A 22,333-nucleotide genomic window follows, 5' to 3' on the forward strand; every position below is an offset into this window, starting at 1 on the left:
GAAATCAGGGTGTTTGTGAGCCTTGCCAACCATAGGGACGGAAATGAGTGAGTCAACATGAGCGAAGTATGAGCAAGATTCGCACCATGAAAAATGCCGTTCACTTGCTTAAGTGAACGGCATTACCCCTCAAGGGAGCTTTTTTTGCGTCCGGGCTGCGCGGCCCGTCTGTAGTTTTGCCGCTACATTGAAGCTCGCCCGCCGTCAAGCGCCGCCGATGGGCTTGGCGCGGACTGTTGCATTTGCTGAACAGATTGAGTTTTTCGCTTCCGGCCCGCAGGCGGCTCTGCTATAAAGCGTCAGCTGATTACGTTTTAGCAATTGACGCCGCCAACTAAGCCGCGCGTCGCTTGATAACGATGAGGAAATTATGACCCGGGTCCTGGTTGTGGGCAGTGTGAATATGGATCTGGTGGTGGAGGCGGAACGCTATCCACGGCTGGGTGAAACCTTGTTTGGCAAGCGCTTTGCCTCCTATCCGGGCGGCAAGGGCGCGAATCAGGCAGTGGCCGCCGCGCGGCTGGGCGCGCAAGTGACCTTGTTGGGCTGCGTGGGCCGCGATATGTTCGGTTCTCAGCTCAAGGAGGCCTTGCAGGCCGAGGGCGTGGACATTGGCCGTCTGCGCGAAGCGGAGGTGGCCACTGGTTTGGCGACAATCACCCTGGCCGAGGGCGACAACGCCATCGTGGTGGTGCCTGGCGCCAACCATGAGTTGCTGCCGCAGCATCTGGACCAGGACGAGCAGGCTTTCCGCGACGCCGACGTGGTGCTGGCGCAGATGGAGGTGCCGCTGGCCACGGTGGAGCGTGCGGCCGAGCTGGCTCAGCGCCACGGCAAGCCTTTCTTGTTGAATCCGGCGCCGGCTCATCCGCTGCCGTCCAGCCTGTTGGAGCGAGCCGCCTTGCTGACGCCGAACGAGCATGAGTTGGCGCAGGCTCTGGACGAGCGGGGCGGGGACTGGCAGGCGCTGATGCGCAAACTGCCGGGAAGGGTGGCGATGACGCGAGGCAAAGACGGCGCTTATTTCTGCCGCGCCGACGGCAGCCTGCACCATCAACCCGGCTTCGTGGTGTCCGCGGTGGACACCACCGGCGCCGGCGACACCTTCAACGGCGCCTTGGCCGCGTTCTGGCCGCAGGGCCTTGAGGCGGCGATGGCATTGGCCTGCGCTGCGGCGGCCTTGTCCGTGACCCGCGCGGGCGCGCAAGGCGGCATGCCGACGCTGGCCGCGCTGCAACAGATGCTGAAGGAGCAGGCATGAAGCGGCTGGGACATCTGAACCGCGACATCGCGCGGGTATTGGCTTGCATGGGCCATACCGACAGCCTGGTCATCGCCGATTGCGGCCTGCCGATTCCGCCCGGCGTAGAGTGCATAGACCTGAGCCTGCGCCTGGGCGTGCCGGAGTTTCCCAGCGTGCTGGACTCCATCCTGGCGGATTTCAAGGCGGAGCGGGCGCTGTTCGCCGCCGAGTGCCTGCAACACAGTCCGGCCGTGGAAGTGCTGGCCAACGATATGGCCGCGCACGGCGTGGCGGTGGAGTACGTGCCGCATGAGGAGTTCAAGCGCCGCTGCCGCGAGGCCAAGGCGGTGATCCGCACTGGCGAATGCACGCCGTACGCCAATGTGATCTTGTATTCCGGCGTGATCTTTTGAAGGGGCGGGCGATGAAGGTAAGCATGCGCGGCATCAGCAAGGCCTTTGGCCCGGTCAAGGTGCTGGAGGCGGTGGATTTCACCGTGAAGGGCGGCGAAGTGCATGCCTTGATGGGCGAGAACGGCGCCGGTAAATCGACCTTGATGAAGATTCTATCCGGCGTGCACCAGGCCGATGCCGGGGAGGTCCTGCTCAATGACCGGCCGGTGACGATTCGCTCCACCACCGAGGCGGAGTCCCACGGCATCGCCATCATCCATCAGGAGCTGAACCTGATTCCGCAGCTGTCGGTGATGGAGAACCTGTTTTTGGGACGCGAGCGCGAGCATAGCCGCTTCGGCGTGATCAATCGCGCCGGCATGCGGCGCGAGGCGAGCCAGATTCTGCAACAGCTGGGCGCCGGCCGGATCGATCCGGAGACGGAGGCCGGACAATTGTCCATCGGTCAGCAGCAGATGGTGGAAATCGCCAAGGCGATGTCCTTGAACGCCAAGGTGCTGATCATGGACGAGCCGACCGCGGCTTTGACCGAGCGCGAGATCGAAGCGCTGTTCGTCTTCATGGAGCAGCTCAAGCAACGCGGCGTGGCGATTGTCTACGTGTCGCACCGAATGGAGGAGATCTTTCGCGTCTGCGACAAGATCAGCGTGCTGCGCGACGGCTGTTTCGTCGGCGAGCGTCAGACCGCCGCCACCGATTTCGACGAGGTGGTGAGGCTGATGGTGGGCCGCGAGATCGGCGACCGTTTTCCCAAGCGCGCGTCCGAGCCCGGCGCGGTGCGCTTGGAAGTGGAGCGTTTGGCTGACGACGGCAACATCCGTGACATCGGCTTCGAAGTCCGCGCCGGCGAGGTGTTGGGCGTGGCCGGTTTGATGGGGGCGGGCCGCAGCGAGATTCTCAATGTCTTGTTCGGCGTCAAACCGCGCCGACAGGGGCGGGTGCGGCTGGACGGCGCGGAGCTGAACATCCGCCGGCCCGGCGACGCCATTGCCGCCGGCATCGCCTACGTCACGGAAGACCGCAAGAGTCAGGGCCTGGTGCTGGGCATGTCGGTGCGGGAAAACGCCACCTTGGTTCATCTGCGCCGCCACGCGCGACTGGGCGTGGTGAGCCGCCGTTCCGAGAACGAAGAGGCGCGGCGGCTGATTGAGCAATTGCGCATCCGCACCCGCGACGCTGAACTGGATGTCAAATCCCTGTCCGGCGGCAATCAGCAGAAGGTGGTGTTCGCCAAGTGGCTGGCGGAGCCGCCCAAGCTGCTGCTGTTGGACGAGCCGACGCGCGGCGTCGACGTGGGCGGCAAGGCCGAAATCTACCACATCATCAATCAACTGGCGGCCGCCGGCGTGGCCATCGTCATGGTGTCGTCCGAATTGCCGGAGGTGATGGCGATGAGCGACCGCATCCTGGTGATACACGAGGGCCGCCGGGCCGGGCTGTTCGAGGCCGCTTCGGCGAGGCAGGAAGACATCATGGCAGCGGCGGCCGGCGCGACGGCGGACTGAGCGCCGACGCGCATTGAATATTCAGGTCGCGCCCATTGGGCGCAAGCAAGGGAAACGGTAAGCAAGATGACCCCGCAACAAAAAGCAATGCTGCAAAAACTCGGGCCTTTCATCGCCCTGCTGGCGATCTGCGCCGGCTTGTCGGTGATGAGCGCCGACTTCCTGACCATGGGCAATCTGCTCAATGTGATGCGCCAGGTCTCCATCAACGCGCTGATCGCCTTCGGCATGACCCTGGTTATCTTGCTGGGCGGCATCGACCTGTCGGTGGGGTCCATCCTGGCCTTGTCGTCAGTGTTGACCGCGATGCTGCTGCAGGCCGGCGTGGATCCGTTGCTGGCCACGCTGTTGGGCATCCTGTCCGGCGCGTTGATGGGCTGCTGCAATGGTCTGGTGATCAGCAAGGGCAAGGTGGCGCCCTTCATCGCCACCCTGGCGTCGATGACGATTCTGCGCGGTCTGTCGCTGGTGGCGTCCAACGGCAGCCCGATCACCGGCTTCGGCAGCGATATGTTCTCCATGTTGGGCGGCGGCTATGTGGCCGGCGTGGTGCCGGTGCCGGTGGTGTGGATGCTGCTGATGTTCGCCGGCTTCTGGTTCATGTTGAAGAAAACCGTTTTTGGCCGCCATGTTTACGCCACCGGCGGCAACGAGGAGTCCGCGCGTCTCTCCGGCGTTAAGGTGGACCGGGTCAAGATCTGGGTCTACACCCTGTCCGGCGCATTGTCGGCGATGGCCGGCGCGGTGCTGACTTCGCGCTTGAATTCGGCGCAACCCACCGCCGGCGCCGGCTATGAGCTGGACGCCATCGCCGCGGTGGTGCTGGGCGGCACCAGCCTGACCGGCGGCCGCGGCTGGATCGTAGGCACGCTGATCGGCGCTTTGCTGATCGGGGTATTGAACAACGGTCTGAATCTGCTGGGCGTATCGTCCTTCTATCAGCAGGTGATCAAGGGCGTGGTGATTCTGCTGGCGGTGCTGTTGGACCGCAGCGGCAAGAAGTGAGAACGGGCCCGCCGTCGGCGGGCCTGCAGCGCAAGCGACCATTACACAAGGGGAGTTCCGATATGCAACGCTTAATCAAGCCTTTGGTTTTCAGTGTCATCGCGGCGAGTCTGATCGCCTGCACCAAGCAGGGTCCGGCCGACGGCGCCTCGTCCGGCGCCAGCGCGCCAGCCGCGGCCTCCGGCCAGCCGGTAGTGGGTCTGGCGGTGTCCACGCTGAACAATCCGTTCTTCGTCTCGTTGCGCAAGGGCGCGGAAGACGAAGCGGCCAAAGAGGGCGTGCGCCTGATCACCGTGGACGCGCAGGACGACTCCGCCAAGCAGCAAGCCAGCGTTGAGGACCTGATCCAGAAGAAGGTGAGCGTGATCCTGATCAACCCCACCGACTCCTCCGCCGTCGCCAATGTGGTGAAGGAAGCGGTGAGCAAGGGCATCAAGGTGGTGTCGCTGGATCGCAGCGTCAACGGCGCGGAAGTCAGCGCCCACATTGCTTCCGACAATGTGGCCGGCGGCAAGATGGCGGCCGAATTCCTGCTGCAGAAGCTGGGCGGCAAGGGCCGGCTGGTAGAGCTGGAGGGCATTCCCGGTTCCTCCGCCGCTCGCGAGCGCGGCCAGGGTTTCCATGCGGTGGCGGACGGCAAGGCCGAGGTCAAGGTGGTGGCCAAGCAGCCGGCTGATTTCGACCGCGCCAAGGGTTTGTCGGTGATGGAAAACATCCTGCAGGGCAATAAGGATGTGCAAGGGGTGTTCGCCCATAACGACGAAATGGCGCTGGGCGCTTTGAAGGCGATCCAGGCCGCCGGCCTGAAGAACGTCGCGGTGGTGGGCTTCGACGCCACCGCCGACGCGGTGGCCTCGGTCAAGGCCGGCGGCCTGGCCGCGACCGTGCAGCAACAGCCGGAGTTGATTGGCCAGTACGGCGTGCAGACCGCCAAGAAGCTGATCGACGGCCAGCAGGTGGAGAAATTCATCCCGGTGCCTTTGAACCTGGTCAAGCAGTAAGCCGGGGGAGGCCGCCATCGCTCTGGCGACGGCGGCCCGCTTGAGGTAAGGTTGCCAGCAATCGGCGGCCCCGTCCCGCGCTTGCGCAGGCCGGGGCTGTTTTGCAATTGAGTTTTGGGCGGCGGGCATGGCGCCGCCGCATGAGGAATAGGCTGTCGATGAGCGGCTACAAGCGTTTGACCATAGACGACATCGCCGAACTGGCCGGCGTGTCGCGCACTACCGCCAGCATGGTGCTCAACGGCCATGCCGAGCGCTACCGCATTTCCCGGGCCACGGTGGAGCGCGTGGAGAAGGTGGCGCGTGAGCAGCATTTCAACCCGTCGCAGTCGGCGCGTTCCTTGCGTTCGCGGCGCAGCAATTCGGTGGGACTGGTGATTCCCGATTTGACCAACTCCGCTCACGCGGCACTGGCTCAGGCGATGGAAGAGTTGTGTCGCCAGCGCGACTACCAGATGCTGCTGGTGACCAGCGACGAAGATCCGCGGCGCGAGGCCGAGGTCATGGCCCATCTGGCGGCGCGGCAGGTGGACGCTATGATCGTGGTGCCGTGCACGCACGAGGCCAAGTCTTACCAGAAATGGGTGCGGCGGCTGCCGCTGGTGTTTGTCGACCGCAGGGTGGACGGCAGCGGCATTCCGTCGGTGGTCACCGACGGTTGCGCCAGCGTGGAGCGGCTGGTGGGCGACGCCTTGGAGCAGGGCGTGTCTGAAGTGGTGTTCTTCGGCGGCCAGGCCGAGCTGTCGCCCAGCCGCGACCGTTTGCAAGGCTATCGCCAGGCCTTGGCGCGGCATGGCGTGGAGGAAAAGCCGGGCTGGGTCTGCCATCGAGACTACCTGCGCCGTTCCGGTTTCGAACTGATGCAGCAATGGCGGCAACAGCATCAACGCCTGCCTCAGGCTTTGTTCACCGCCTCGGTGTCGCTGCTGGAGGGCGCGCTGGCCTTTCTCAATCAGCATTGCGGCCTGGCCAACGCGCCGCTGCGCCTGCTGACCTTTGACGATCACTCCTTGCTGGATTGCCTGCCGCTGCGCGTTGACGCCATTGTGCAGGACAGCCGCGAAATGGCGGCGCGCAGCCTGGATCTGGCCCTGGCTTTGCTGGAAGGGCAGACGCTGATCGAGCCGGAGGCCCTGGTGCCGGCCAGCTTGCACCGGCGCTGGCCGGATTAGGGTCTGTTGAACTATGTTTTTCCCCGGCGGAAAAACAAAGCTCAACAGACCCTGGGGTTTGCTGCCGCTTTGCCAGCCGGCGTACAATAGCCGTTTTACGTTTTCGAGCCTGAATCACCATGATCCGTACCCGTTTCGCTCCCAGTCCCACCGGTTATCTGCATATCGGCGGCGTGCGCACCGCGCTGTTTTCCTGGGCCTACGCCCGCAAGAACAAGGGCGTGTTCGTGCTGCGCATCGAGGACACCGATCTGGAGCGTTCGACGCCGGAGTCGGTGAAGGCGATTTTGGACGGCATGCACTGGGTGGGCCTGGACTACGACGAAGGCCCGTTCTACCAGACCCATCGCTTCGACCGTTACAAGGACGTGATTCGGCAACTGCTGGACTCCGGCCACGCCTACCTGTGCTATTGCAGCAAGGACGAGCTGGAAGCGATGCGCGCGGAGCAAGAAGCGCGCGGGGAAAAGCCGCGCTACGACCGTCGCTGGCGCCCGGAAGCCGGCAAGACCTTGCCGACCATCCCCGCGGACGTGACTCCGGTGGTGCGCTTCAAGACCCCGCTGGACGGCGTGGTGGCCTGGGACGACGCGGTCAAGGGCCGCATCGAGATCGCCAATCAGGAACTGGACGATCTGATCATCGCCCGCCCGGACGGCAGCCCGACCTATAATTTCTGCGTGGTGGTGGATGACTGGGATATGCAGATCACCCATGTGATCCGCGGTGACGACCACGTCAACAATACTCCGCGCCAGATCAATATCCTGAAGGCCTTGAACGCGCCGCTGCCGGTGTACGGCCATCTGCCCATGATTCTCAACGAGGACGGCCAGAAGATGTCCAAGCGCCGCGACGCGGTCAGCGTGGTGGACTATGCCGACAAGGGCATCTTGCCGGAAGCGCTGCTTAACTACCTGGCGCGCCTGGGCTGGGGCCACGGCGACGACGAGTTCTTCTCCATGGAGCAGTTCGTCGAGTGGTTCAGCCTGGAGGCGGTGAGCGCGTCCGCCAGCCGTTTCAACCACGAAAAATTCATGTGGCTGAACGCTCAGCATATCAAGAGCGCGGACAACGGTCGCCTGGCCGAGCTGATCGCGCCGCGTTTGGCCGCCGCCGGCGTCGAGCTGTCCGGCGGGCCCGCCATCGAAGAGGTGATCGCTCTGGTCAAGGAGCGGGTGCAGGATTTGAACGCGCTGGCGTTGGAAGTGGACTATTTCTATCGCAAGCGGGAAGCCGCGGCGGCCGACGTGGACAAGCATCTGTCCGACGACAGCGTGGCGCGCATGGGTCGTTTCGCCGATAAGCTGGCGGGTTTGGACATCTGGTCCGCGGAAGCCATCCACGAGCTGTTCAAGCCTTTCTGCGCTGAAGAGGGCATCAAGATGGGGCAGTTGGGCATGCCGTTGCGCGTGCTGGTGTGCGGGACCACGCAGACCCCGTCGGTGGACGCGGTGCTGGCCTTGATCGGCAAGGACGAAGTGCTGCGCCGCCTGCGCGGCTAAGCCGGCTCGCAGCGTCAACGCAAACCGCCCCGCAAGTTTTGGCTTGCGGGGCGGTTTGTTTTACGGCGGGCTCTGTATCAATTCATTGCCTGCTGCGCGGAGGGGCGGCTGTGTTCGGCGAGTACGGTTGCGGGATGTTTGCGCCGGTTCTGCGCGTTCCGCCTTTTCAGCCCCAAAGCCTTCCGTCCTGTGCTCGCGAGGCTTTGAACAGGCTGTCAGGCCAGCGCCGGTTCCGCGCAGGGGCGCGCGCAAATCTCCGGGGCGGGTTGGCTCATGTAATGATCCAGCAGCAAGCGCATGTAGCGATGGCTCTGACAGATCGCGTGACGCAGTTCCGCCACTTGCCGCGAGCTTGGGTCTTCACCCACCAAAGTGACGATGATTTCCAACGCCTCCCAGGGGTGCTCGTCGTCGTAATGCGCGTGCAGTGCCAGCCACTTCATCGCCTTGGCGCGCTTCTCCTTGGGAAACTGCCGGGCGTAATCCTCCTTGGAGCAGACGGCGGCGCACCATTCTCCGGTGGCGCCTTCTATTGCGTAATTGGTGGCCGCCATCGCCACCTCCAGCGATTCACGCTCGCAGATCTGATGGCACCAGTGGCTGAGACTCAGCGTTTCCAGCGCCTGGGGGTTGCGCAGCAGACTGTCGATGTCCACGCCGGATGCGAGGGCCCATTGCACCCAGTGGTCGGCGTGGTTTTGCTCCACCCGGATGTTGCGGATCAGGTAGCGGCGCGCCATATCGTGGCCGCGATGCTGACCGTAGCGCACTTTCAGCAGGTTCTTGGCCATGTATTGCGGAAACTGTTCGATCACCGGCCAACCACCGCGCAGAAAAGCTTGGTGGACGGCGTTGGGCAGCACGCCGTCGCGCATCTGCCGGAACAGTTCGTGTTCCACCACCTGGCGTTTGAAGGCGTCGCAGTGACGCACCAGCTCCCTTGTCCATTCCGGATAGCTGTGGAGGTCCATCAGCGGGCCGCTCCTGACAAAACCGATCTCTTTACTCATCATGTCCCCTTTCCTTAGAAGCAAGGCCGGGCCAAGCCGGCCAGACGCGACGGCCTCCCGGCCGCCCTGATCCGGCCTGAGAACCAGGCCGGTAGCCTATTGCTGTCGCATTCGGCGGTCGCCGCGCGCATGGCTGAAGCCGAAGGGTTCCGGCCGGCTCAGGTGGAAGCCCTGGGCGTAGTCCACGCCCAGTTTGCGCAACTCGGCCACGATCTCGGGCGTGTCTACGAATTCGGCGATGGTGCGCTTGCCGGTGACGTGGCCGATGTGATTGATCATCTCCACCATGGCGTGGTCTATCGGGTCCGTCGCCATCTCGCGGACGAAGCTGCCGTCGACTTTCAGAAAGTCCACTGGCAAGTGCTTCAGGTAGGCGAAGGAGGACATGCCGGTTCCGAAATCGTCCAGCGAGAACAGGCAGCCGATTCGGCGTAGTTCGTGGATTAGCCGCTGCGCGGCCTCCAGGTTGGCGATGGCGTTGGTTTCTGTGATCTCGAAGCAGATCAGTTCCGGAGGCACCCCGCTGCGTTGAAACTGCTGCTGCACGAAGGCGAGGAAACCATCGTCGCACAAGGTGGAACCGGACAGATTGATTGCGCAGTGCCTAATGTCCTGATTGCCGGCGCGGCGCAGCAGCGCCAGTTCCTGGAATACTTTCTCCACCACGATGCGGTCGATTTCGGTCATCAGGCCGTAACGCTCCGCGATCGGCACGAACAAGCCCGGGGGCACCTGGCTGCCGTCGTCGGCGTTGAGGCGCAGCAGCACCTCGACATAGCGGCCGCTTTCCGGATGGGCCGCCAGCGGGACGATGTCCTGAGCGTACAGGGTGAAGCTGTCGTCGCGCAGGGCTTGGCGCAGCCGCTGCACCCAGTCCATCTCGTGAAAGCGCGCCGACACTTCGGAATTGTGAGGGATGTGCAGTTGGATGCGGTTGCGGCCTTTTTCCTTGGCCATATAGCAGGCGATGTCGGCCGAACGCATCACCTCAGCCAGCGAGGTGTCGGCGTCGGATACGCAGACCAGGCCGATGCTGGCGCTGATGGAAAATTGGTTGCCTTCCCACTGGAAGCTGCATTCCATGATGGCCTGGCGCAGATTATTGGCCTTGGCGATGGCGGATTCGACCGAGCTGTTGCCGAGCAAGACGCCGAACTCGTCGCCGCCCAGCCGCGCCAGCGTGTCTGAAGCGCGCAGGCGCCGCGCCACCGAGCGGCTGATCTGGCACAGGAGTTCGTCGCCGGCGGCGTGGCCGTAGGTGTCGTTGATCAGTTTGAATTGGTCCAGGTCGATGAACATCAGCGCCAGCGACGCCTCGGCCTGGCCCAGTTGCTTGATCGCCTTGATGGCGCGGGTTTCGAACTCCCTGCGGTTGACCAGGCCGGTCAGCGCGTCGTGGCTGGCCTGCCAGGACAGTTCGTTGATGTATTGCTGCTCCGAGGTGTTGTCGTGCAGCACCAGCACGATGCCGTATTGCTCGCCGTGGCGGTCGCGAATCGGCGCGGCCACCAGGCTGACCTGCAGCGGAATCGCGTTGTGGCGAAGCATGTTCAGCTTGGGGTAGGTGCGGCTGGTTTCGTCCTGGCGGCAAAGCTCGGCGAAGCTCAGCGCGCTGTCGGTTTCTTGCCCTTGTTTGATCAGGCTGAGCAGTTCGTCGAAGTGCAGGCCCAGGCTTTCCGTCTCTATGTGGCTCAGCATGCGCTTGGCGCTGTGGTTCAGATAGATCACCGCGCCCTGCATGTTCAGGGTGATCACGGCGTCGCCTATCGATTGAAGCGTGATCTCGGCGCGTTGTTGCTCCGCTTGCAAGGCGGCTTTGTAATTGTCCGAAGCCTGGATCAGCCGGCGGATCTGCAAAATGGTCAGCAGCACCAGCAGCATTCCGGCGATCAGGTTGGCGCTCCAGACCGCCTGGCTTACCTCGCGGGAGGCGTTGCCCAGCACGCGGGAAAAGCCTTGGGCAGGCGCTTTCACCGCTTCGTTGATTTCGGCGATCTGAGAAGTGAGGGCGGCTTTGTCCGCCTGGCTCAAGGAGCCGTCGGCGTAGCCCTGGCGCAACTGCTCGCCTATGGTCTGAATTTCCTGGAGGTAGTAATCGCCGATTTTCCAATAGCGGATGGCTTCGGCCAGGTAGCTGATGTGGTGAAACCACAAATAGGCTCGGATAATGTTGTCAATGTCGTCGGGATGGTTGCCGCCGTCCAGGAAGCCTTGGCGCGCGGTGCCCAGGTCCGGCGGCTTGCGATCCAGCGCCAGCCGGGCCCGGTGGTCGCCCAACTGGATGGAGATCGCTAGCCGGTAGCGTTGGAAATCGTGGTCGGATCCGGTCTGGGCGTAGCGGGTTAAGTGGTAGATGGAGTCCTTCTGCGCTTTCGACCACAAGCCTTCCCCCGCCACATAGGCTCGGGCGGTGGAAACCACATAGAGGCTGAACGCGCTTAGCGCCACCTGCATGACGACGATGAGCAGGAAGGGCAGCACGACAAAGAGCAACTGTCGGTTGGCGGTATTCGACCTCATGGCGGTTCCGGCTGATGAATATGGTAACTATGCGGCTAATGGTCCCCATCAAGCGCCGACGCCGACGTCTCTGGCACGAGCGGCGAGCCGGCGCCGCGGTTGAATTCGGAGCCTGCCTGTCGCGGCGTGCCCGCCGACGGGCGGAAGTTCACCGGTCTAAGTGCTGGTGTATCGCGTTTTTATCATCCCATTCGAAATTATTCAATGTTTTTGACAACTATATCGAATGTTTATTTTAGATGAGGAGGTTTGATAATAAATGAATAGCCTAATTTCTCCGGGCTTGCCGTTGGCTTGATTGTATTTGCGCCTGGCGCTGCGGGAGGAGCACTGCGCTGGCAATCGCCGGCGCGACGCGACGGGGCCGGTGGAAAGAACGTCGTTCGCCAAAGTTGGCGGGGCAAGCTTGGGCCACGCTCGCCGCGCGAGGTTTTCTCCACGCGCGGCGAATCGAAAATCAACAAGCGCTTACATAGAGGCGGCGTCGCGCGAAGCCTGGTCGTACAAGCTGGCCAGCATGCGCAGCAATTGCGCGTTGTCGCCGATATCGGCCTGCTGGCCGCCGTTGTCGATCAGCGCGTTGATCAGGCATTGCTCGCGCACGTCGCGGTAGCGCTGGCACAGTTCGACGCCGGCCTGGGTGGTGGCGAACAAAGCTTCCTTGCCCACTTTTTCGCTGCCGACATAGCCCATCTTCACCAGTTTTTTCAGCGCGTAGGACACCACATGCGTGTCTTCTATATTCAGCACGAAGCAGATGTCCGCCAATTTCTTGCTGCGGCCGCGGTGGTTGACGTGATGCAGCAGCGACACTTCCATCGCGGTCATATCGGTCTCTCCGGCCGCCGCCATGCAGCGGATCATCCAGCGATTGAAAGCGTTGTTGGCCACGATCAAGCCGAATTCGAACTCGGATAGTTCGGCGCAACGCTCGGAAACTAAGTGCGATGAGGAGACGATGTTGCGTTGAGCGTTCATGGACGGGCCTGGAGACGAAGTGGCTTGGCCGGCCAGTATAGCAAAACGTCATTTGCGCTGGACATGGCCAATAAATACAAATAATTTATAGATGTTTTATCTGCAAAATAAAAAATATACGCACCGCGAGACGGGCGGCTGCAAATGGAGAATGGTTTGGCATCGAACTCAATGCGCTATTACCTGCTGGGTGAGCGGGCCGCTGTCTTGGAAAGCGTTAGGCCGGCCGATCTGGCGTGTCAGCGACGCATCTGGTGGCTGGCGCAAACCTTGACGGGCGCGCCCGGGCTGATCGACGTGGTGCCCGGCATGAACAATCTCACCCTGATCTTCGATCCGGACGCCAGCGACGGCGAGGCCTGGCTGGGACGCTTGCGCCGCGGCTGGGCGGAAGCGCAAGAGGCCGAGCCGCGCTTGCGGCGGGTGGAGGTGCCGGTGCGTTACGGCGGTCGTCACGGTCCGGACCTGGCCGCGGTGGCGGCGCATGCCGGCCTGAGCGAAGCGGAAGTGGTCGCTGCGCACGCTTCGGCGGACTACGTGGTGTACTTCCTCGGTTTTCAGCCTGGTTTCGCCTATATGGGCGGATTGCCCGAGCGTTTGGCCACGCCGCGGCGCGCAGAGCCCAGGTTGGCGGTGCCGGCCGGTTCGGTGGGCATTGGCGGCGGGCAGACCGGCATCTATCCGGCGACCAGCCCCGGCGGCTGGCAGATCATCGGCCGAACTCATCTGACATTATTTGATTCGCGGCGCGCGGAGCCGTCCCTGTTGCTGCCGGGAGACTGCGTGCGCTTTGTGCCGAGGGAGAATGGTGATGATTGAAATTACGCAGGCCGGCATTCAAAGCACGGTGCAGGATTTGGGCCGGCGTGGTTTGCGCCATCTCGGCGTGGCGCAGGGCGGAGCGCTGGACGCGCCAGCGCTGATCATGGCCAACCGTCTGTTGGGCAACTCCGCGGACGCGGCCGGCATCGAGGTGGCTTTGGGGCCGTTTGGCCTCCGTTTTCTGCGCGATGGCTGGTTCGCCTTGATGGGGGCGGACTTTGGCGCGGAGTTGGACGGCGAGCCGGTGTGGAGCGGTTGGCGCTATCCGGCCCGCGCGGGTCAGCATTTGCTGTTGCGTGGCTGCCGCCACGGCATGCGGGCTTATCTCGCCTTGGCCGGCGGCATCGACGCGCCTCTGGTTTTGGGCGCGCGCGCCACTGACTTGCAAGCGGGTCTGGGCGGCTGGATGGGGCGGGCGTTGGAGGCGGGGGACCAGTTGCCATTGGGACCGGCGCTTGCGCTGTCCGGCCGGCTGGGCCGGCGCAATCTCGGCTGGTCGCCGGTGTTGCGCGCCTTGCCGGGTCCGGAGTGGCAGCAGTTCGCCCGCGCGGCGCGGCAGGCGTTCAGCGAGAGCGAGTGGACGGTGTCCGCCCAGAGCAATCGCATGGCTTACCGCTTGCAGGGCGAGGCCCTGGCGCGGGAGACCGCCGGGGATTTGCCGTCCCACGGGGTATTGCCCGGCGTGGTGCAGGCGCCGCCGGGCGGCCAGCCCATTGTTTTGCTGGCGGACGCGCAGGCGACGGGAGGCTACCCGCGCATCGCCTGCGTGATTGAAGCGGATTTATGGAAACTGGCGCAGGCGCGGCCGGGGGCCAAGCTGCGTTTCGAGATGGTGGACGCGCAACAGGCGGCGGCGGCGCGTTTGCGCCTGCGCCAGTGGTTGCAGGGACAGGATTGGAGTCAGGCATGCAGATCGATTTGAACGCCGACATCGGCGAGGGTTGCGGCGACGACGCGGTGATCATGGACCAGGTCAGCTCGGTGAACATCGCCTGCGGCTGGCATGCGGGCGATGCTGAAACCATGTGGCGGGCGGTGCGGGACGCGACGCGACGCGGGGTGGCGATGGGCGCTCACCCAGGCTTTCCCGACCGCGAGCATTTTGGCCGCAGGACGATGCAGCGCGCGCCGGAACAGGTGTATCAGGACGTGCTCTACCAAGTGGGCGCGCTAGGAGCCATGGCTCGGGCCGCAGGAACGCGGCTGCGCCACGTCAAGCCGCACGGCGCGCTGTACAACCAGGCGGCGCGCGATCCGGCGCTGGCCGACGCCATCGCCCGCGCGGTGAAGGATTTCGATCCTGAATTGCGGTTGGTGGGTTTGGCCGGCGGGGAGTCAGGCCGCGCCGCGCGGCGTCACGGCTTGCAAGCGGTAGAAGAAGTGTTCGCCGACCGCGCCTATCTGGCCGACGGCAGCCTGGCGCCGCGCGGAATGCCGGGAGCGGTGATCGAGGACGCGGAGCAGGCTTTGCGCCAGACCCTGGAGCTGGTGTTGCGCGGGCGAGTGGCCTGCCTGGACGGCGGGGCGCTGGAGATTCGCGCCGATAGCGTTTGCCTGCACGGAGACGGCGCGCACGCGCTGGAGTTCGCGCGGCTGCTGCGTCGGCGCTTGGAACAGGAGGGCGTGCGCATCGTTGCTTTGTGAGCCTTACCCGGAAACTAGAGCCGTCCGTAGGCGGCCATTTCCATCATACAAAGGAGAAACTGCATGGATCTTGCATCCTATCTGCCCCTGGTGGGCATTCCCGTCGTTGTGGCGGGCTTCGCCTTGCGCTTCAATCCGCTGCTGGTGGTTACCGCCGCCGGCCTGGCGACCGGTTTGGCGGTCGGCATGGATTTGGGCGCGCTGTTGGAAACCTTCGGCGAGAAATTCCTCAATAGCCGTCAATTGGCCACCTTCATTCTGATCTTGCCGGTGATCGGCCTGTTGGAGCGCTATGGTCTGAAAGAACGAGCGCAGCAATGGATAGCGGGCATCAGGAGCGCCACCACCGCGCGCATTCTGATGTTGTACTTCGTGGTGCGCGAGCTGACCGCCGCGCTGGGCTTGATCAATCTGGGCGGCCATGCCCAAACCGTGCGCCCCTTGCTGGCGCCGATGGCCGAGGGCGCCGCGGCCAACCAGTTGGGAGAGCTGCCGCAGGTCTTGCGCGACCGCATCCGCGCGCATGCCGCCGCCTGCGACAATATCGCGGTGTTTTTCGGCGAGGATATTTTCATCGCCTTCGGCGCGGTCTTGTTGATGGACGCCTTCCTCAAGGAAAACGGCATCGCCAATATCGAACCGCTGCACATCGGCCTGTGGGCGATTCCCACCGCCGTCAGCGCGTTGATCATCCACATGGCGCGGCTGGCGCGGCTTGACGCCGGGCTGCAGCGCGATATCGCCGCTTGGCGCGCTAAACAGGAGGCTGCGGTATGAAGGCATGGTTCAGCATCAATGATATTTATTATCTGATCGGCATCGTGGTGATGCTGTTGGTGGGCATGACGCTGCGCGACCGCGGCAATCCCAAGCGCTATACCACCGCCTTGTTCTGGTTCTTGTTCGGCTCCACCTTTTTGTTCGGCGACTTGATGACGGCGGTTCTGGGCAAAGCGATGACTTATCGCCTGGTGGGCCTCATCGTGATTGCGCTCGCCCTGCTGGCCGGCGCCGGTCTGCTGGCGCCAGGCAGTTATAGCCAAAGCAGCGATCAGAAGCGGCGGGAGGCCGCCAGCCGCCTGGGTAACAAGGTTTTCCTGCCCGCCTTGTTGATTCCGCTGTTGACTGTGGCTTGTACTGTTTTGCTTAAGGGAGTCGGGATTGGCGGCGCGGCCTTGTTGGATCAGAAGCATTTGACCCTGGCCGCCTTGGCGGTGGCCTGCGTCTGCGCGGTGTTGCTGAGCTGGAAGCTGACCGGTGGCACCCCGCTGCAGGCGGTGCGCGAATCGCGCCGCCTGGTGGACGCTATTGGCTGGGCGGCCATCCTGCCGCAGATGCTGGCGATGCTGGGCGGGGTGTTCGTCGCCGCCAAGACCGGCCTGGCGGTACAAGAGGTGGTGAGCCTGTTCGTCGATCCAGGCAACCGCTTCTTGCTAGTGGCGATCTACTGTATCGGCATGGCGCTGTTCACCATGATCATGGGCAACGCCTTCGCCGCATTTCCGGTGATGACCGCCGGCATCGCGCTGCCTTTCCTGATTGTCGGTCAGCATGCCGACGCGGCGCCGTTGGTGGCTATCGGCATGTATTCCGGCTATTGCGGCACGTTGATGACGCCGATGGCGGCCAATTTCAATATTGTGCCGGCAGCCTTGCTGGAGTTGAAGGACAGATACCTGGTGATCAAGACTCAGATCCCCACTGCGCTGGCCTTGCTGGGCGTGAATATCCTATTGATGTATTTCATCGTGTTCCGTTGAGGAGACAGCATGAATCCGCAACAAGCATCCAGGCTGGCGGCGCTGCCGCTGGCCGGGCTGGTTCGGGAGTATCCGAACTTTCTGAGCCATCTGCTGAACGGGCCAGAGGACGCGCGCGCGCCGCGTGATTTGCACCCGGTGTTCTACGGTTGCTACGACTGGCACTCCGCCGTGCACGGCTTCTGGCTGCTGGCGCGGCTGGCTCGTCGTTTTCCAAGCTTGCCGGAGCAGGCTGATATCGTCGCTCTGTTCGCCAGCCATTTTTCGCCGCAGGCTTTCCAGGCGGAGGCGGACTACTTCGCCGCCCCGGGCCGTACAAGCTATGAGCGGCCTTATGGCTGGGCCTGGTTGCTGGCCCTGGCGCAAGAGCTTGAGGCCTGGGATGCGTCTCAAGCCGGGCAATGGCGCGCGGCGATGCGGCCGCTGCTGACTTTGATCCGCCAGCGCTGGCTGACGTTTCTACCTTTGCAGGACTATCCGACCCGCAGCGGCGGGCACGCCAACACCGCCTTTGCCTTGTTGCTGAGCCTGGACTACGCCCGCGCCGCCGACGATGCCGAGCTGGCGCAGGCGCTGGAGGCTGCCGCCCGGCGTTATTTCCTGGCCGATGCGGATTATCCGACGCGTTTGGAGCCAAGTGGCGACGATTTCCTATCGCCCAGCTTATGCCAGGCTTTGTTGCTTAGCCGGCTGTTGCCGGCCGAGCCGTTTCGCGATTGGCTGCGCGCTTTCCTGCCGGATTTTCCGCGGAGCGCTGCCTTGCTGAGTCCGGTTAAGGTCAGCGACGGCTCGGACCCCAAGATCGGCCATCTCATCGGCTTGAATTTGAGCCGCGCCTGGTGTTTGCGCCAGTTGACGGCGGCCTTGCCGCCGGACGACGCTTGGCGGCCTTTGCTGAGCCAAAGCGCGCGGGCGCATTTGGACGCCGGCCTGCCGCAGGTGGTCAGCGGTCATTACACCGGCGAGCATTGGCTGGGGACTTTCGCTTTGCTGGCTTTGGACGAGGGAGTGCTTGAATGAGCAAGATCGTGTTGTTGACGGGCTTTGAACCGTTTGGAGGCGAGAGTGTGAATCCGTCATGGGAGGCCGCGAACCGGCTGGACGGCGAGCCGTTGGTGGGCGCGGTGGTGGCGGCGAGGCGGCTGCCCTGCGTGTTTGGCGAGGCCTTGAGCGTTTTGCGCGGAGAGATGGCTGCGCTGAGGCCGGCGCTGGTCGTGGCGGTGGGGCAGGCGGGCGGGCGCCCCGAGCTATCTTTGGAACGGGTGGCGATCAATGTAGACGATGCCCGCATCGCGGACAACGCCGGCCGGCGGCCGATAGACCGGCCGGTGGTGCCGGGAGGGCCTGCCGCTTATTTTTCGTCCTTGCCGATCAAGGCCCAGGCGGCGGCCTTGCGCGCCGCCGGCATTCCGGCGGCGGTGTCGCAGAGCGCAGGCACCTTTGTCTGCAATCATGTGTTCTACGGCCTGATGCACGCCTTGGCCGGCGCGCCTGCGCGCGGCGGCTTCATCCATATTCCCTATTTGCCGGAGCAGGCCGCCGCGCATCCGGGCGCGCCCAGCATGAGCCTGGATATGATCGTCGCCGGTCTGCGGCTAGCCTTGGAAACGGCCTTGACGGCGACGGAGGACATTGTCGAGACGGGCGGGGCGACGCACTAGGCGGCAATTACACTTTGAGCGCGCGCAGCCACTGCCAGCTGGCGATGCCGGCCAGGGTGGCCAGCAGCGAACCGCAGACATGGACGGCGACGGCGGTCAGCGCCGGCAGCAGCCGCTGTTGCTGCAGCAGGGAGACGACTTCGGCGGAAAAGGTGGAGAAGGTGGTCAGGCCGCCGCAGAAGCCGGTGATCACCAGCAGCCGCCATAGCGGCGACACGCCCGGCGCGCTGGCGAAGAAGGCGACGGCGAGGCCGATGATGTAGCCGCCGACTAGATTGGCGGCCAGCGTGCCCGGCGGCAGGCTGGGCAACAGGCTGTTGAGCTTGACGCCCAGCGCCCAGCGCAGCAGCGCCCCCAGCGCGGCGCCGACGGAGATGGCGAGTAGGGTTTTCCACATGGAGCGGGTCTGGCTAGAAAGCAAAACCCTATTGTGCCGGCCAGACGCCGCCAAGTATAGGCCGGTTTGCCGGAGCGAGTTCAAAGCCTCGCGCGTCGGGGCGAGACAAGGCGAAACCGCCGAGAAGGCGGAATGCGCAAGAGGGAATGGGCATTTCCGAAGCGGCTTTCAAGGCCTTTGCCTGGCTAGCCCGCCTACGCGCAGCAGACATTGAACCTTTTATTTAGAGGATTTCGGCAATGCTGCGCGCCGCGCGCTTGGCGTCCAGAAAAATCAGGCCCAGCTTGGCCTCGCGCCGCGCGATCACGGTCAGCACCGCGTCCGGGCTGGCGTGGCTCATCAGGATGTAGCCGTGCTCTCCCTTGACCATCACTTGTTCCAGGCCGCCGCGCGCCAGTTCGCGCGCGGTGCGTTCGCCCAGCGACAGCATCGCCGCGGCCATCGCGCCGACCCGGTCTTCGTCAACCTCCTGCGGCAGCAGCGCCGCCATGGTCAGGCCGTCGGCGGAAATGATGGCGGACGCTTCTATGTCGGCGGACGCGCCGTTGAGGTCGCTCAGGATGGATTTGAGCATCTGTTCACGCATGGGGTTCTCCAGGGTTTTGTTCAATGCGCCGGCCGCCGCGCGGCCGGGGTTCAGGCGTAGCGGCGCGCCAGCAGCTCCACCAGGCCGACAAAGGCTTCGCTTTGCAGCCGCGGCTCGCCGCCTATGATCAGCGCGAAGGCCTGCTGCGCCACGTGCAAGGGGTAAAAAGCCAGTTGGCTGCGGCCGGCAGGGTCCACCGCGGCCCAGGCGGCGCTGCCCAGATTGAGATGGTTCTTGAGCAATAGATGATGCCGACGGCTCAAGGACATCAAATCGCCGGCCAGCGCGGCGATTTCCTCGGCGGTTTCGTGGTGGAAGCCGGCGGTGGCGTAATAGAGGCCGTTATCGTCGGCCAGCAAGGCCTGAGCGCTGCCGGACAAAGCCGCCAGAATCTCCGGCAACTGACTTTCCAGATTGCCGGCGGGGGCCGGCCGCGGTTCGGCGGTGCCGTGCACGAATTCCAACCGTTGCAATCGATAGAGGGTGGCCAGCGCCTGCTCCAACTCGTCGTCGCACCACTCGCTGAGCAAGGGTTCGCTCAGCGGCACCGCATGGCCAAGCCGCAGAATGTTGAGCAGCAGGCGACGGGTCAGATCGGCTTCGGCTCCGGCGACGGCGTAAAAAGCGCCGGCCGGCGTGGCCATCGGATAGAGCGGCCCGCTCAGGCGCAGTTCTTCGTTCATTGCGGTTCTCCCAAGCCCGGGTCTATCGAGTACAGCAGCGCCAGCAGCAGCTGTTTGATGTCTTCGCGGCTGCGGCAGTCCACTTCGAACACCGGCGCGTTCAAGCCGCGCGCCGCCAGGGCTTCGGCGTAGACGGCGGTGGCGGACAGCGGCGCGAGATCGGTCTTGCTGACGCCCAGCGCCAGCGGCGCGCGGCGCAGCAGCGGTTCGAAGGCGCGCAGGAAGAAGTTGAGATCCTGTAGTGGGTTGGCGCGGCTATGGTCCAGCAGCAGGATCAGACCTATGCTGCCGCGGCTGACGATGTCCCACATGAAGTCGAAGCGTTCCTGGCCGGGGGTGCCGTAGAGGTGGACCTTGGTGTCGGCGTCCAGGCGCAGCATGCCGTAGTCCAGCGCTACCGTGGTGTGGTCCTTGCGATGCAGGGTCATGTCGCTGGCCTTGGCGTCGGTGCGGATCGGGGCGATGTCGCTGATGGCGGCGATGGCGGTGGTCTTGCCTGCGCCCACGGGGCCGGCGAAGAGAATTTTGTTATCGGGGCTGCGCATGATGGAAGGTCGTGAGGCTCACAAGCGGGTCACTTTTTGCAAGAGTCGGGACAGGAGGCCGGCGCCGTCTGGGGCAAGGGCTCCGGTCGGCGTCGAACCGGGCCGCACCGGCGCGCTGGATATCACTTTCAGGGGCGGCGCGTCGCTGCGCCAGTCCAGCAGGCCCAGAGCATGGGCCGCGGCCAGGAAGGTGCAGGCGTGTTCGGGATCCACGCGCAGCAGCCGGATGATGATGCGCAGCGTGGCGGGCGTTTTGGTCAGCAGCGCGCTCAGACGCGTCGCGTCCGGCAGCGCCGCCAAGCGGGTCAGGTTGGGCCATTGCCTCAGCCGCAGCGGAGTGTCTGCGGCGATGCCGGCGGGCAGCCGGCCCTGGCTGCTCCAGATCGCCAGCTGCCATAGCAGCGCGGACAGCGGCTGGGTGACGACGCCGGCGCTGGCGCCGGCGGCCTGAGCCTGCAATGCGAGTGCATCCTGCCGGCACAGCTCGCGCAATTGCTCCGCGGGCAGCAGACATTGCGCTTGCGCGCGGTCCGGCCGCAGCCATAGCAGCGGCCGGCCGTCGGCCAGCAACAGCGCAGGCCGCGGCTGGCGCGCCAATCGCGTCGTCGCGCCGAGCAGGCCTCGGCGGGGATCGAAGCGGGCGATGGAGATTGACGGCATGGAGGGAGCCGGCGCGGCGGTCGGTTCGGGCCGAGGCGTCGGAAGCGGGGCCGTCGCCGGAGCGGGTGTTGCAACGGACGCGGGCCTCAGCGCCGCTTGCAATTGGGGAAACAGGGACTCCACCCGAAGCGGTTTGATCAGCGTCGGGGCCGGCGCGTGTTCCGGCGGCTCCGAGGCGACGATCAAGGCGGGCAGCGACGGGTGACGGAGGCGGAACTCCTCCCAGGCTTGCCAGCCGACGGGGCTGTCGATGTCGACGATGGCCAGGTCCGGCGAGTGTTGGCACGGCGATTCCAGCAAGCGGTAGCTTATGCTGTGGTGCAAGCGAAAAGCCATGCGCAGCAGGGCCAGCTTGCGGTCGTCCATGCCGACGGCGAGCACGGCGATATCGGAGGCGGGCGGGGTGGAGCGCGGCATGGGCGTTTTGCTCAGGCGGCCAGCATGCGCCGACGGGCGGCGTTGGCGTCGGCGTCGAAACCGGCCAACTGCGCGCTGACCTCCAGCGGCAGTCGCGTCACATGCGAGCGCAGCTGCTGCAAAAGCCACTGGAAGCGCGCCCGGTCGTCCTGGCGACGGTAAAGCTGCAGCAAAGGCGGATAGTTGGCGGCGTCCTCCGGCTGGCTCAGCACCGCCTGTTCCAAGGTTTGGATAGCCATATCGACTTGGCCTTCGCTGAGATAGACGTCGGCCTCGCCGCGCGCGTCGACGCTCTCGGTCGCCGTCGTCGCGGTTTGCCGCGTGACCAGCGGCCGGCGCAAAGGCGCGGTGGCAGGGGGCGCGCCGCTGAAGCCGAAACTGCGGCCTATGCGTTCCAGCTCCGGCCGTTCGGGGCGTTGCGCCAGCAGATCCAGCACAGGGTGGGGGCCGAGCAGCCAGCCCGCGTGGATCAATTGTTCTTTGAGGCTTACGCCGTGCTCGCCCAGCGCCAAGTGGAAGCGCCAGAGCGTCCGCGCATAGCGCGGTAGTTGGCGCTGCCGGTAATGCACGTGCAGCAGGTCCAGCAGATGCGCCAGCGAGTGGGGCCGCAAGGCCAGCGTCTGTTCCAACGCGCTGGTCGCGGCGGCGTATTCTTGCCAGCGCAGCCAGACTCTGGCCCGGCGCTCTGCCGGCAACAGCGCGGCGATGACGTCTTTCTCTCTTTCGTTCAGTGGAAACAGCGGGGCGCAGCCATGCAGCAAGACTTGCGGCCGTTCGGCGGCGGTGGGTGGCGACGGGGATGGGCG

23 protein-coding genes are annotated in these 22,333 nt (G+C 64.5%); 14 read left to right on the top strand and 9 right to left on the bottom strand.

The window, feature by feature from the left end:
- Positions 1-370: 370 nt before the first annotated feature.
- The 7 genes from HA052_RS24810 to gltX all read left to right on the top strand — a co-directional run bounded on the left by HA052_RS24810 (position 371) and on the right by gltX (position 7,844).
- Positions 371-1,261, top strand: a complete 891-nt coding sequence (locus tag HA052_RS24810; RefSeq protein WP_081546795.1) for a ribokinase — start codon at positions 371-373, stop codon at positions 1,259-1,261.
- Positions 1,258-1,656 carry a D-ribose pyranase gene (gene rbsD, locus HA052_RS24815; RefSeq protein ID WP_081546793.1) on the top strand — a complete coding sequence of 133 codons (399 nt, stop codon included), beginning with the start codon at positions 1,258-1,260 and terminating at the stop codon, positions 1,654-1,656. Before HA052_RS24810 ends, rbsD begins: the two co-directional genes overlap by 4 nt.
- 11 nt (positions 1,657-1,667) lie before the next feature.
- On the top strand, positions 1,668-3,161 hold the full coding sequence (locus HA052_RS24820; RefSeq protein WP_166454073.1) for a sugar ABC transporter ATP-binding protein: 1,494 nt from the start codon (positions 1,668-1,670) through the stop codon (positions 3,159-3,161).
- Between the two features lie 66 nt (positions 3,162-3,227).
- Positions 3,228-4,166 carry an ABC transporter permease gene (locus HA052_RS24825; protein WP_166454074.1) on the top strand — a complete coding sequence of 313 codons (939 nt, stop codon included), beginning with the start codon at positions 3,228-3,230 and terminating at the stop codon, positions 4,164-4,166.
- 62 nt (positions 4,167-4,228) lie between these two features.
- Complete coding sequence (gene rbsB, locus HA052_RS24830; RefSeq protein ID WP_081546787.1) at positions 4,229-5,167, top strand: ribose ABC transporter substrate-binding protein RbsB; 939 nt, start codon at positions 4,229-4,231, stop codon at positions 5,165-5,167.
- Positions 5,168-5,307: 140 nt separating this feature from the next.
- Positions 5,308-6,339 (top strand): substrate-binding domain-containing protein, encoded by a 1,032-nt coding sequence (locus HA052_RS24835; protein WP_240937565.1) that lies wholly within the window; start codon positions 5,308-5,310, stop codon positions 6,337-6,339.
- 119 nt (positions 6,340-6,458) lie between these two features.
- Positions 6,459-7,844, top strand: coding sequence for a glutamate--tRNA ligase (gltX, locus tag HA052_RS24840; RefSeq protein ID WP_166454075.1), 1,386 nt, complete (start codon positions 6,459-6,461; stop codon positions 7,842-7,844).
- Positions 7,845-8,059: 215 nt separating this feature from the next.
- Here gltX and HA052_RS24845 read toward each other — a convergent pair whose 3' ends face one another.
- From HA052_RS24845 to HA052_RS24855, 3 genes are all read right to left on the bottom strand, one after another.
- Positions 8,060-8,857 (bottom strand): iron-containing redox enzyme family protein, encoded by a 798-nt coding sequence (locus tag HA052_RS24845; protein WP_081546781.1) that lies wholly within the window; start codon positions 8,855-8,857, stop codon positions 8,060-8,062.
- A 93-nt stretch (positions 8,858-8,950) separates the two neighbouring features.
- Entirely contained in the window at positions 8,951-11,374 is a 2,424-nt protein-coding gene (locus HA052_RS24850; RefSeq protein WP_081546779.1) for a putative bifunctional diguanylate cyclase/phosphodiesterase, read from the bottom strand.
- A gap of 468 nt (positions 11,375-11,842) precedes the next feature.
- Positions 11,843-12,352 carry a winged helix DNA-binding protein gene (locus HA052_RS24855; RefSeq protein WP_081546777.1) on the bottom strand — a complete coding sequence of 170 codons (510 nt, stop codon included), beginning with the start codon at positions 12,350-12,352 and terminating at the stop codon, positions 11,843-11,845.
- A 156-nt stretch (positions 12,353-12,508) separates the two neighbouring features.
- On the opposite strand from HA052_RS24855, the gene pxpB reads away from it, so the two are divergent.
- From pxpB to pcp, 7 genes are all read left to right on the top strand, one after another.
- On the top strand, positions 12,509-13,171 hold the full coding sequence (pxpB, locus tag HA052_RS24860) for a 5-oxoprolinase subunit PxpB (RefSeq protein ID WP_439823248.1): 663 nt from the start codon (positions 12,509-12,511) through the stop codon (positions 13,169-13,171).
- Positions 13,164-14,096 (top strand): 5-oxoprolinase subunit C family protein, encoded by a 933-nt coding sequence (locus HA052_RS24865; RefSeq protein WP_166454076.1) that lies wholly within the window; start codon positions 13,164-13,166, stop codon positions 14,094-14,096. The genes pxpB and HA052_RS24865 overlap by 8 nt, the downstream gene beginning before the upstream one ends.
- The gene (gene pxpA, locus HA052_RS24870; RefSeq protein WP_166454077.1) at positions 14,081-14,818 is read left to right on the top strand and encodes a 5-oxoprolinase subunit PxpA; all 738 of its coding nucleotides are present in this window, start codon (positions 14,081-14,083) and stop codon (positions 14,816-14,818) included. The genes HA052_RS24865 and pxpA overlap by 16 nt, the downstream gene beginning before the upstream one ends.
- 63 nt (positions 14,819-14,881) lie before the next feature.
- Positions 14,882-15,595: a DUF969 domain-containing protein gene (locus tag HA052_RS24875; RefSeq protein WP_081546769.1), complete on the top strand. Its 714-nt coding sequence runs from the start codon at positions 14,882-14,884 to the stop codon at positions 15,593-15,595.
- Positions 15,592-16,578 carry a DUF979 domain-containing protein gene (locus HA052_RS24880; RefSeq protein ID WP_166454078.1) on the top strand — a complete coding sequence of 329 codons (987 nt, stop codon included), beginning with the start codon at positions 15,592-15,594 and terminating at the stop codon, positions 16,576-16,578. Before HA052_RS24875 ends, HA052_RS24880 begins: the two co-directional genes overlap by 4 nt.
- Before the next feature lie 9 nt (positions 16,579-16,587).
- Entirely contained in the window at positions 16,588-17,598 is a 1,011-nt protein-coding gene (locus HA052_RS24885; RefSeq protein WP_081546765.1) for a DUF2891 domain-containing protein, read from the top strand.
- Complete coding sequence (gene pcp / locus HA052_RS24890; protein WP_166454079.1) at positions 17,595-18,239, top strand: pyroglutamyl-peptidase I; 645 nt, start codon at positions 17,595-17,597, stop codon at positions 18,237-18,239. Before HA052_RS24885 ends, pcp begins: the two co-directional genes overlap by 4 nt.
- 7 nt (positions 18,240-18,246) lie before the next feature.
- Here the strand turns inward: pcp and crcB are convergent, their stop codons facing one another.
- From crcB to HA052_RS24920, 6 genes are all read right to left on the bottom strand, one after another.
- Positions 18,247-18,636: a fluoride efflux transporter CrcB gene (crcB, locus tag HA052_RS24895; protein ID WP_166454080.1), complete on the bottom strand. Its 390-nt coding sequence runs from the start codon at positions 18,634-18,636 to the stop codon at positions 18,247-18,249.
- Positions 18,637-18,859: 223 nt separating this feature from the next.
- Entirely contained in the window at positions 18,860-19,222 is a 363-nt protein-coding gene (locus HA052_RS24900) for a roadblock/LC7 domain-containing protein (RefSeq protein WP_048410238.1), read from the bottom strand.
- 50 nt (positions 19,223-19,272) lie between these two features.
- Positions 19,273-19,905 carry a roadblock/LC7 domain-containing protein gene (locus tag HA052_RS24905; RefSeq protein ID WP_166454081.1) on the bottom strand — a complete coding sequence of 211 codons (633 nt, stop codon included), beginning with the start codon at positions 19,903-19,905 and terminating at the stop codon, positions 19,273-19,275.
- A complete protein-coding gene (locus tag HA052_RS24910) occupies positions 19,902-20,450 on the bottom strand; it encodes a GTP-binding protein (protein ID WP_166454082.1) in 549 nt (182 codons plus the stop codon). Before HA052_RS24910 ends, HA052_RS24905 begins: the two co-directional genes overlap by 4 nt.
- 18 nt (positions 20,451-20,468) lie before the next feature.
- Positions 20,469-21,527, bottom strand: coding sequence for a hypothetical protein (locus HA052_RS24915; protein ID WP_166454083.1), 1,059 nt, complete (start codon positions 21,525-21,527; stop codon positions 20,469-20,471).
- An 11-nt stretch (positions 21,528-21,538) separates the two neighbouring features.
- The coding region (locus tag HA052_RS24920) for a type IV pilus assembly protein FimV (protein ID WP_166454084.1) at positions 21,539-22,333 on the bottom strand (795 nt) is incomplete at its 5' end.

This window comes from Chromobacterium fluminis, assembly GCF_011602385.1.
GTDB lineage: Bacteria > Pseudomonadota > Gammaproteobacteria > Burkholderiales > Chromobacteriaceae > Chromobacterium > Chromobacterium fluminis.

What these genes read in the sequence shown, in the direction of transcription:
- HA052_RS24810 (WP_081546795.1), top strand. Translation starts at nt 371, where the DNA reads ATGACCCGGGTCCTGGTTGTGGGCAGTGTGAATATGGATCTGGTGGTG.
- rbsD (WP_081546793.1), top strand. Translation starts at nt 1,258, where the DNA reads ATGAAGCGGCTGGGACATCTGAACCGCGACATCGCGCGGGTATTGGCT.
- HA052_RS24820 (WP_166454073.1), top strand. Translation starts at nt 1,668, where the DNA reads ATGAAGGTAAGCATGCGCGGCATCAGCAAGGCCTTTGGCCCGGTCAAG.
- HA052_RS24825 (WP_166454074.1), top strand. Translation starts at nt 3,228, where the DNA reads ATGACCCCGCAACAAAAAGCAATGCTGCAAAAACTCGGGCCTTTCATC.
- rbsB (WP_081546787.1), top strand. Translation starts at nt 4,229, where the DNA reads ATGCAACGCTTAATCAAGCCTTTGGTTTTCAGTGTCATCGCGGCGAGT.
- HA052_RS24835 (WP_240937565.1), top strand. Translation starts at nt 5,308, where the DNA reads ATGAGGAATAGGCTGTCGATGAGCGGCTACAAGCGTTTGACCATAGAC.
- gltX (WP_166454075.1), top strand. Translation starts at nt 6,459, where the DNA reads ATGATCCGTACCCGTTTCGCTCCCAGTCCCACCGGTTATCTGCATATC.
- HA052_RS24845 (WP_081546781.1), bottom strand. Translation starts at nt 8,857, where the DNA reads ATGATGAGTAAAGAGATCGGTTTTGTCAGGAGCGGCCCGCTGATGGAC.
- HA052_RS24850 (WP_081546779.1), bottom strand. Translation starts at nt 11,374, where the DNA reads ATGAGGTCGAATACCGCCAACCGACAGTTGCTCTTTGTCGTGCTGCCC.
- HA052_RS24855 (WP_081546777.1), bottom strand. Translation starts at nt 12,352, where the DNA reads ATGAACGCTCAACGCAACATCGTCTCCTCATCGCACTTAGTTTCCGAG.
- HA052_RS24865 (WP_166454076.1), top strand. Translation starts at nt 13,164, where the DNA reads ATGATTGAAATTACGCAGGCCGGCATTCAAAGCACGGTGCAGGATTTG.
- pxpA (WP_166454077.1), top strand. Translation starts at nt 14,081, where the DNA reads ATGCAGATCGATTTGAACGCCGACATCGGCGAGGGTTGCGGCGACGAC.
- HA052_RS24875 (WP_081546769.1), top strand. Translation starts at nt 14,882, where the DNA reads ATGGATCTTGCATCCTATCTGCCCCTGGTGGGCATTCCCGTCGTTGTG.
- HA052_RS24880 (WP_166454078.1), top strand. Translation starts at nt 15,592, where the DNA reads ATGAAGGCATGGTTCAGCATCAATGATATTTATTATCTGATCGGCATC.
- HA052_RS24885 (WP_081546765.1), top strand. Translation starts at nt 16,588, where the DNA reads ATGAATCCGCAACAAGCATCCAGGCTGGCGGCGCTGCCGCTGGCCGGG.
- pcp (WP_166454079.1), top strand. Translation starts at nt 17,595, where the DNA reads ATGAGCAAGATCGTGTTGTTGACGGGCTTTGAACCGTTTGGAGGCGAG.
- crcB (WP_166454080.1), bottom strand. Translation starts at nt 18,636, where the DNA reads ATGTGGAAAACCCTACTCGCCATCTCCGTCGGCGCCGCGCTGGGGGCG.
- HA052_RS24900 (WP_048410238.1), bottom strand. Translation starts at nt 19,222, where the DNA reads ATGCGTGAACAGATGCTCAAATCCATCCTGAGCGACCTCAACGGCGCG.
- HA052_RS24905 (WP_166454081.1), bottom strand. Translation starts at nt 19,905, where the DNA reads ATGAACGAAGAACTGCGCCTGAGCGGGCCGCTCTATCCGATGGCCACG.
- HA052_RS24910 (WP_166454082.1), bottom strand. Translation starts at nt 20,450, where the DNA reads ATGCGCAGCCCCGATAACAAAATTCTCTTCGCCGGCCCCGTGGGCGCA.
- HA052_RS24915 (WP_166454083.1), bottom strand. Translation starts at nt 21,527, where the DNA reads ATGCCGCGCTCCACCCCGCCCGCCTCCGATATCGCCGTGCTCGCCGTC.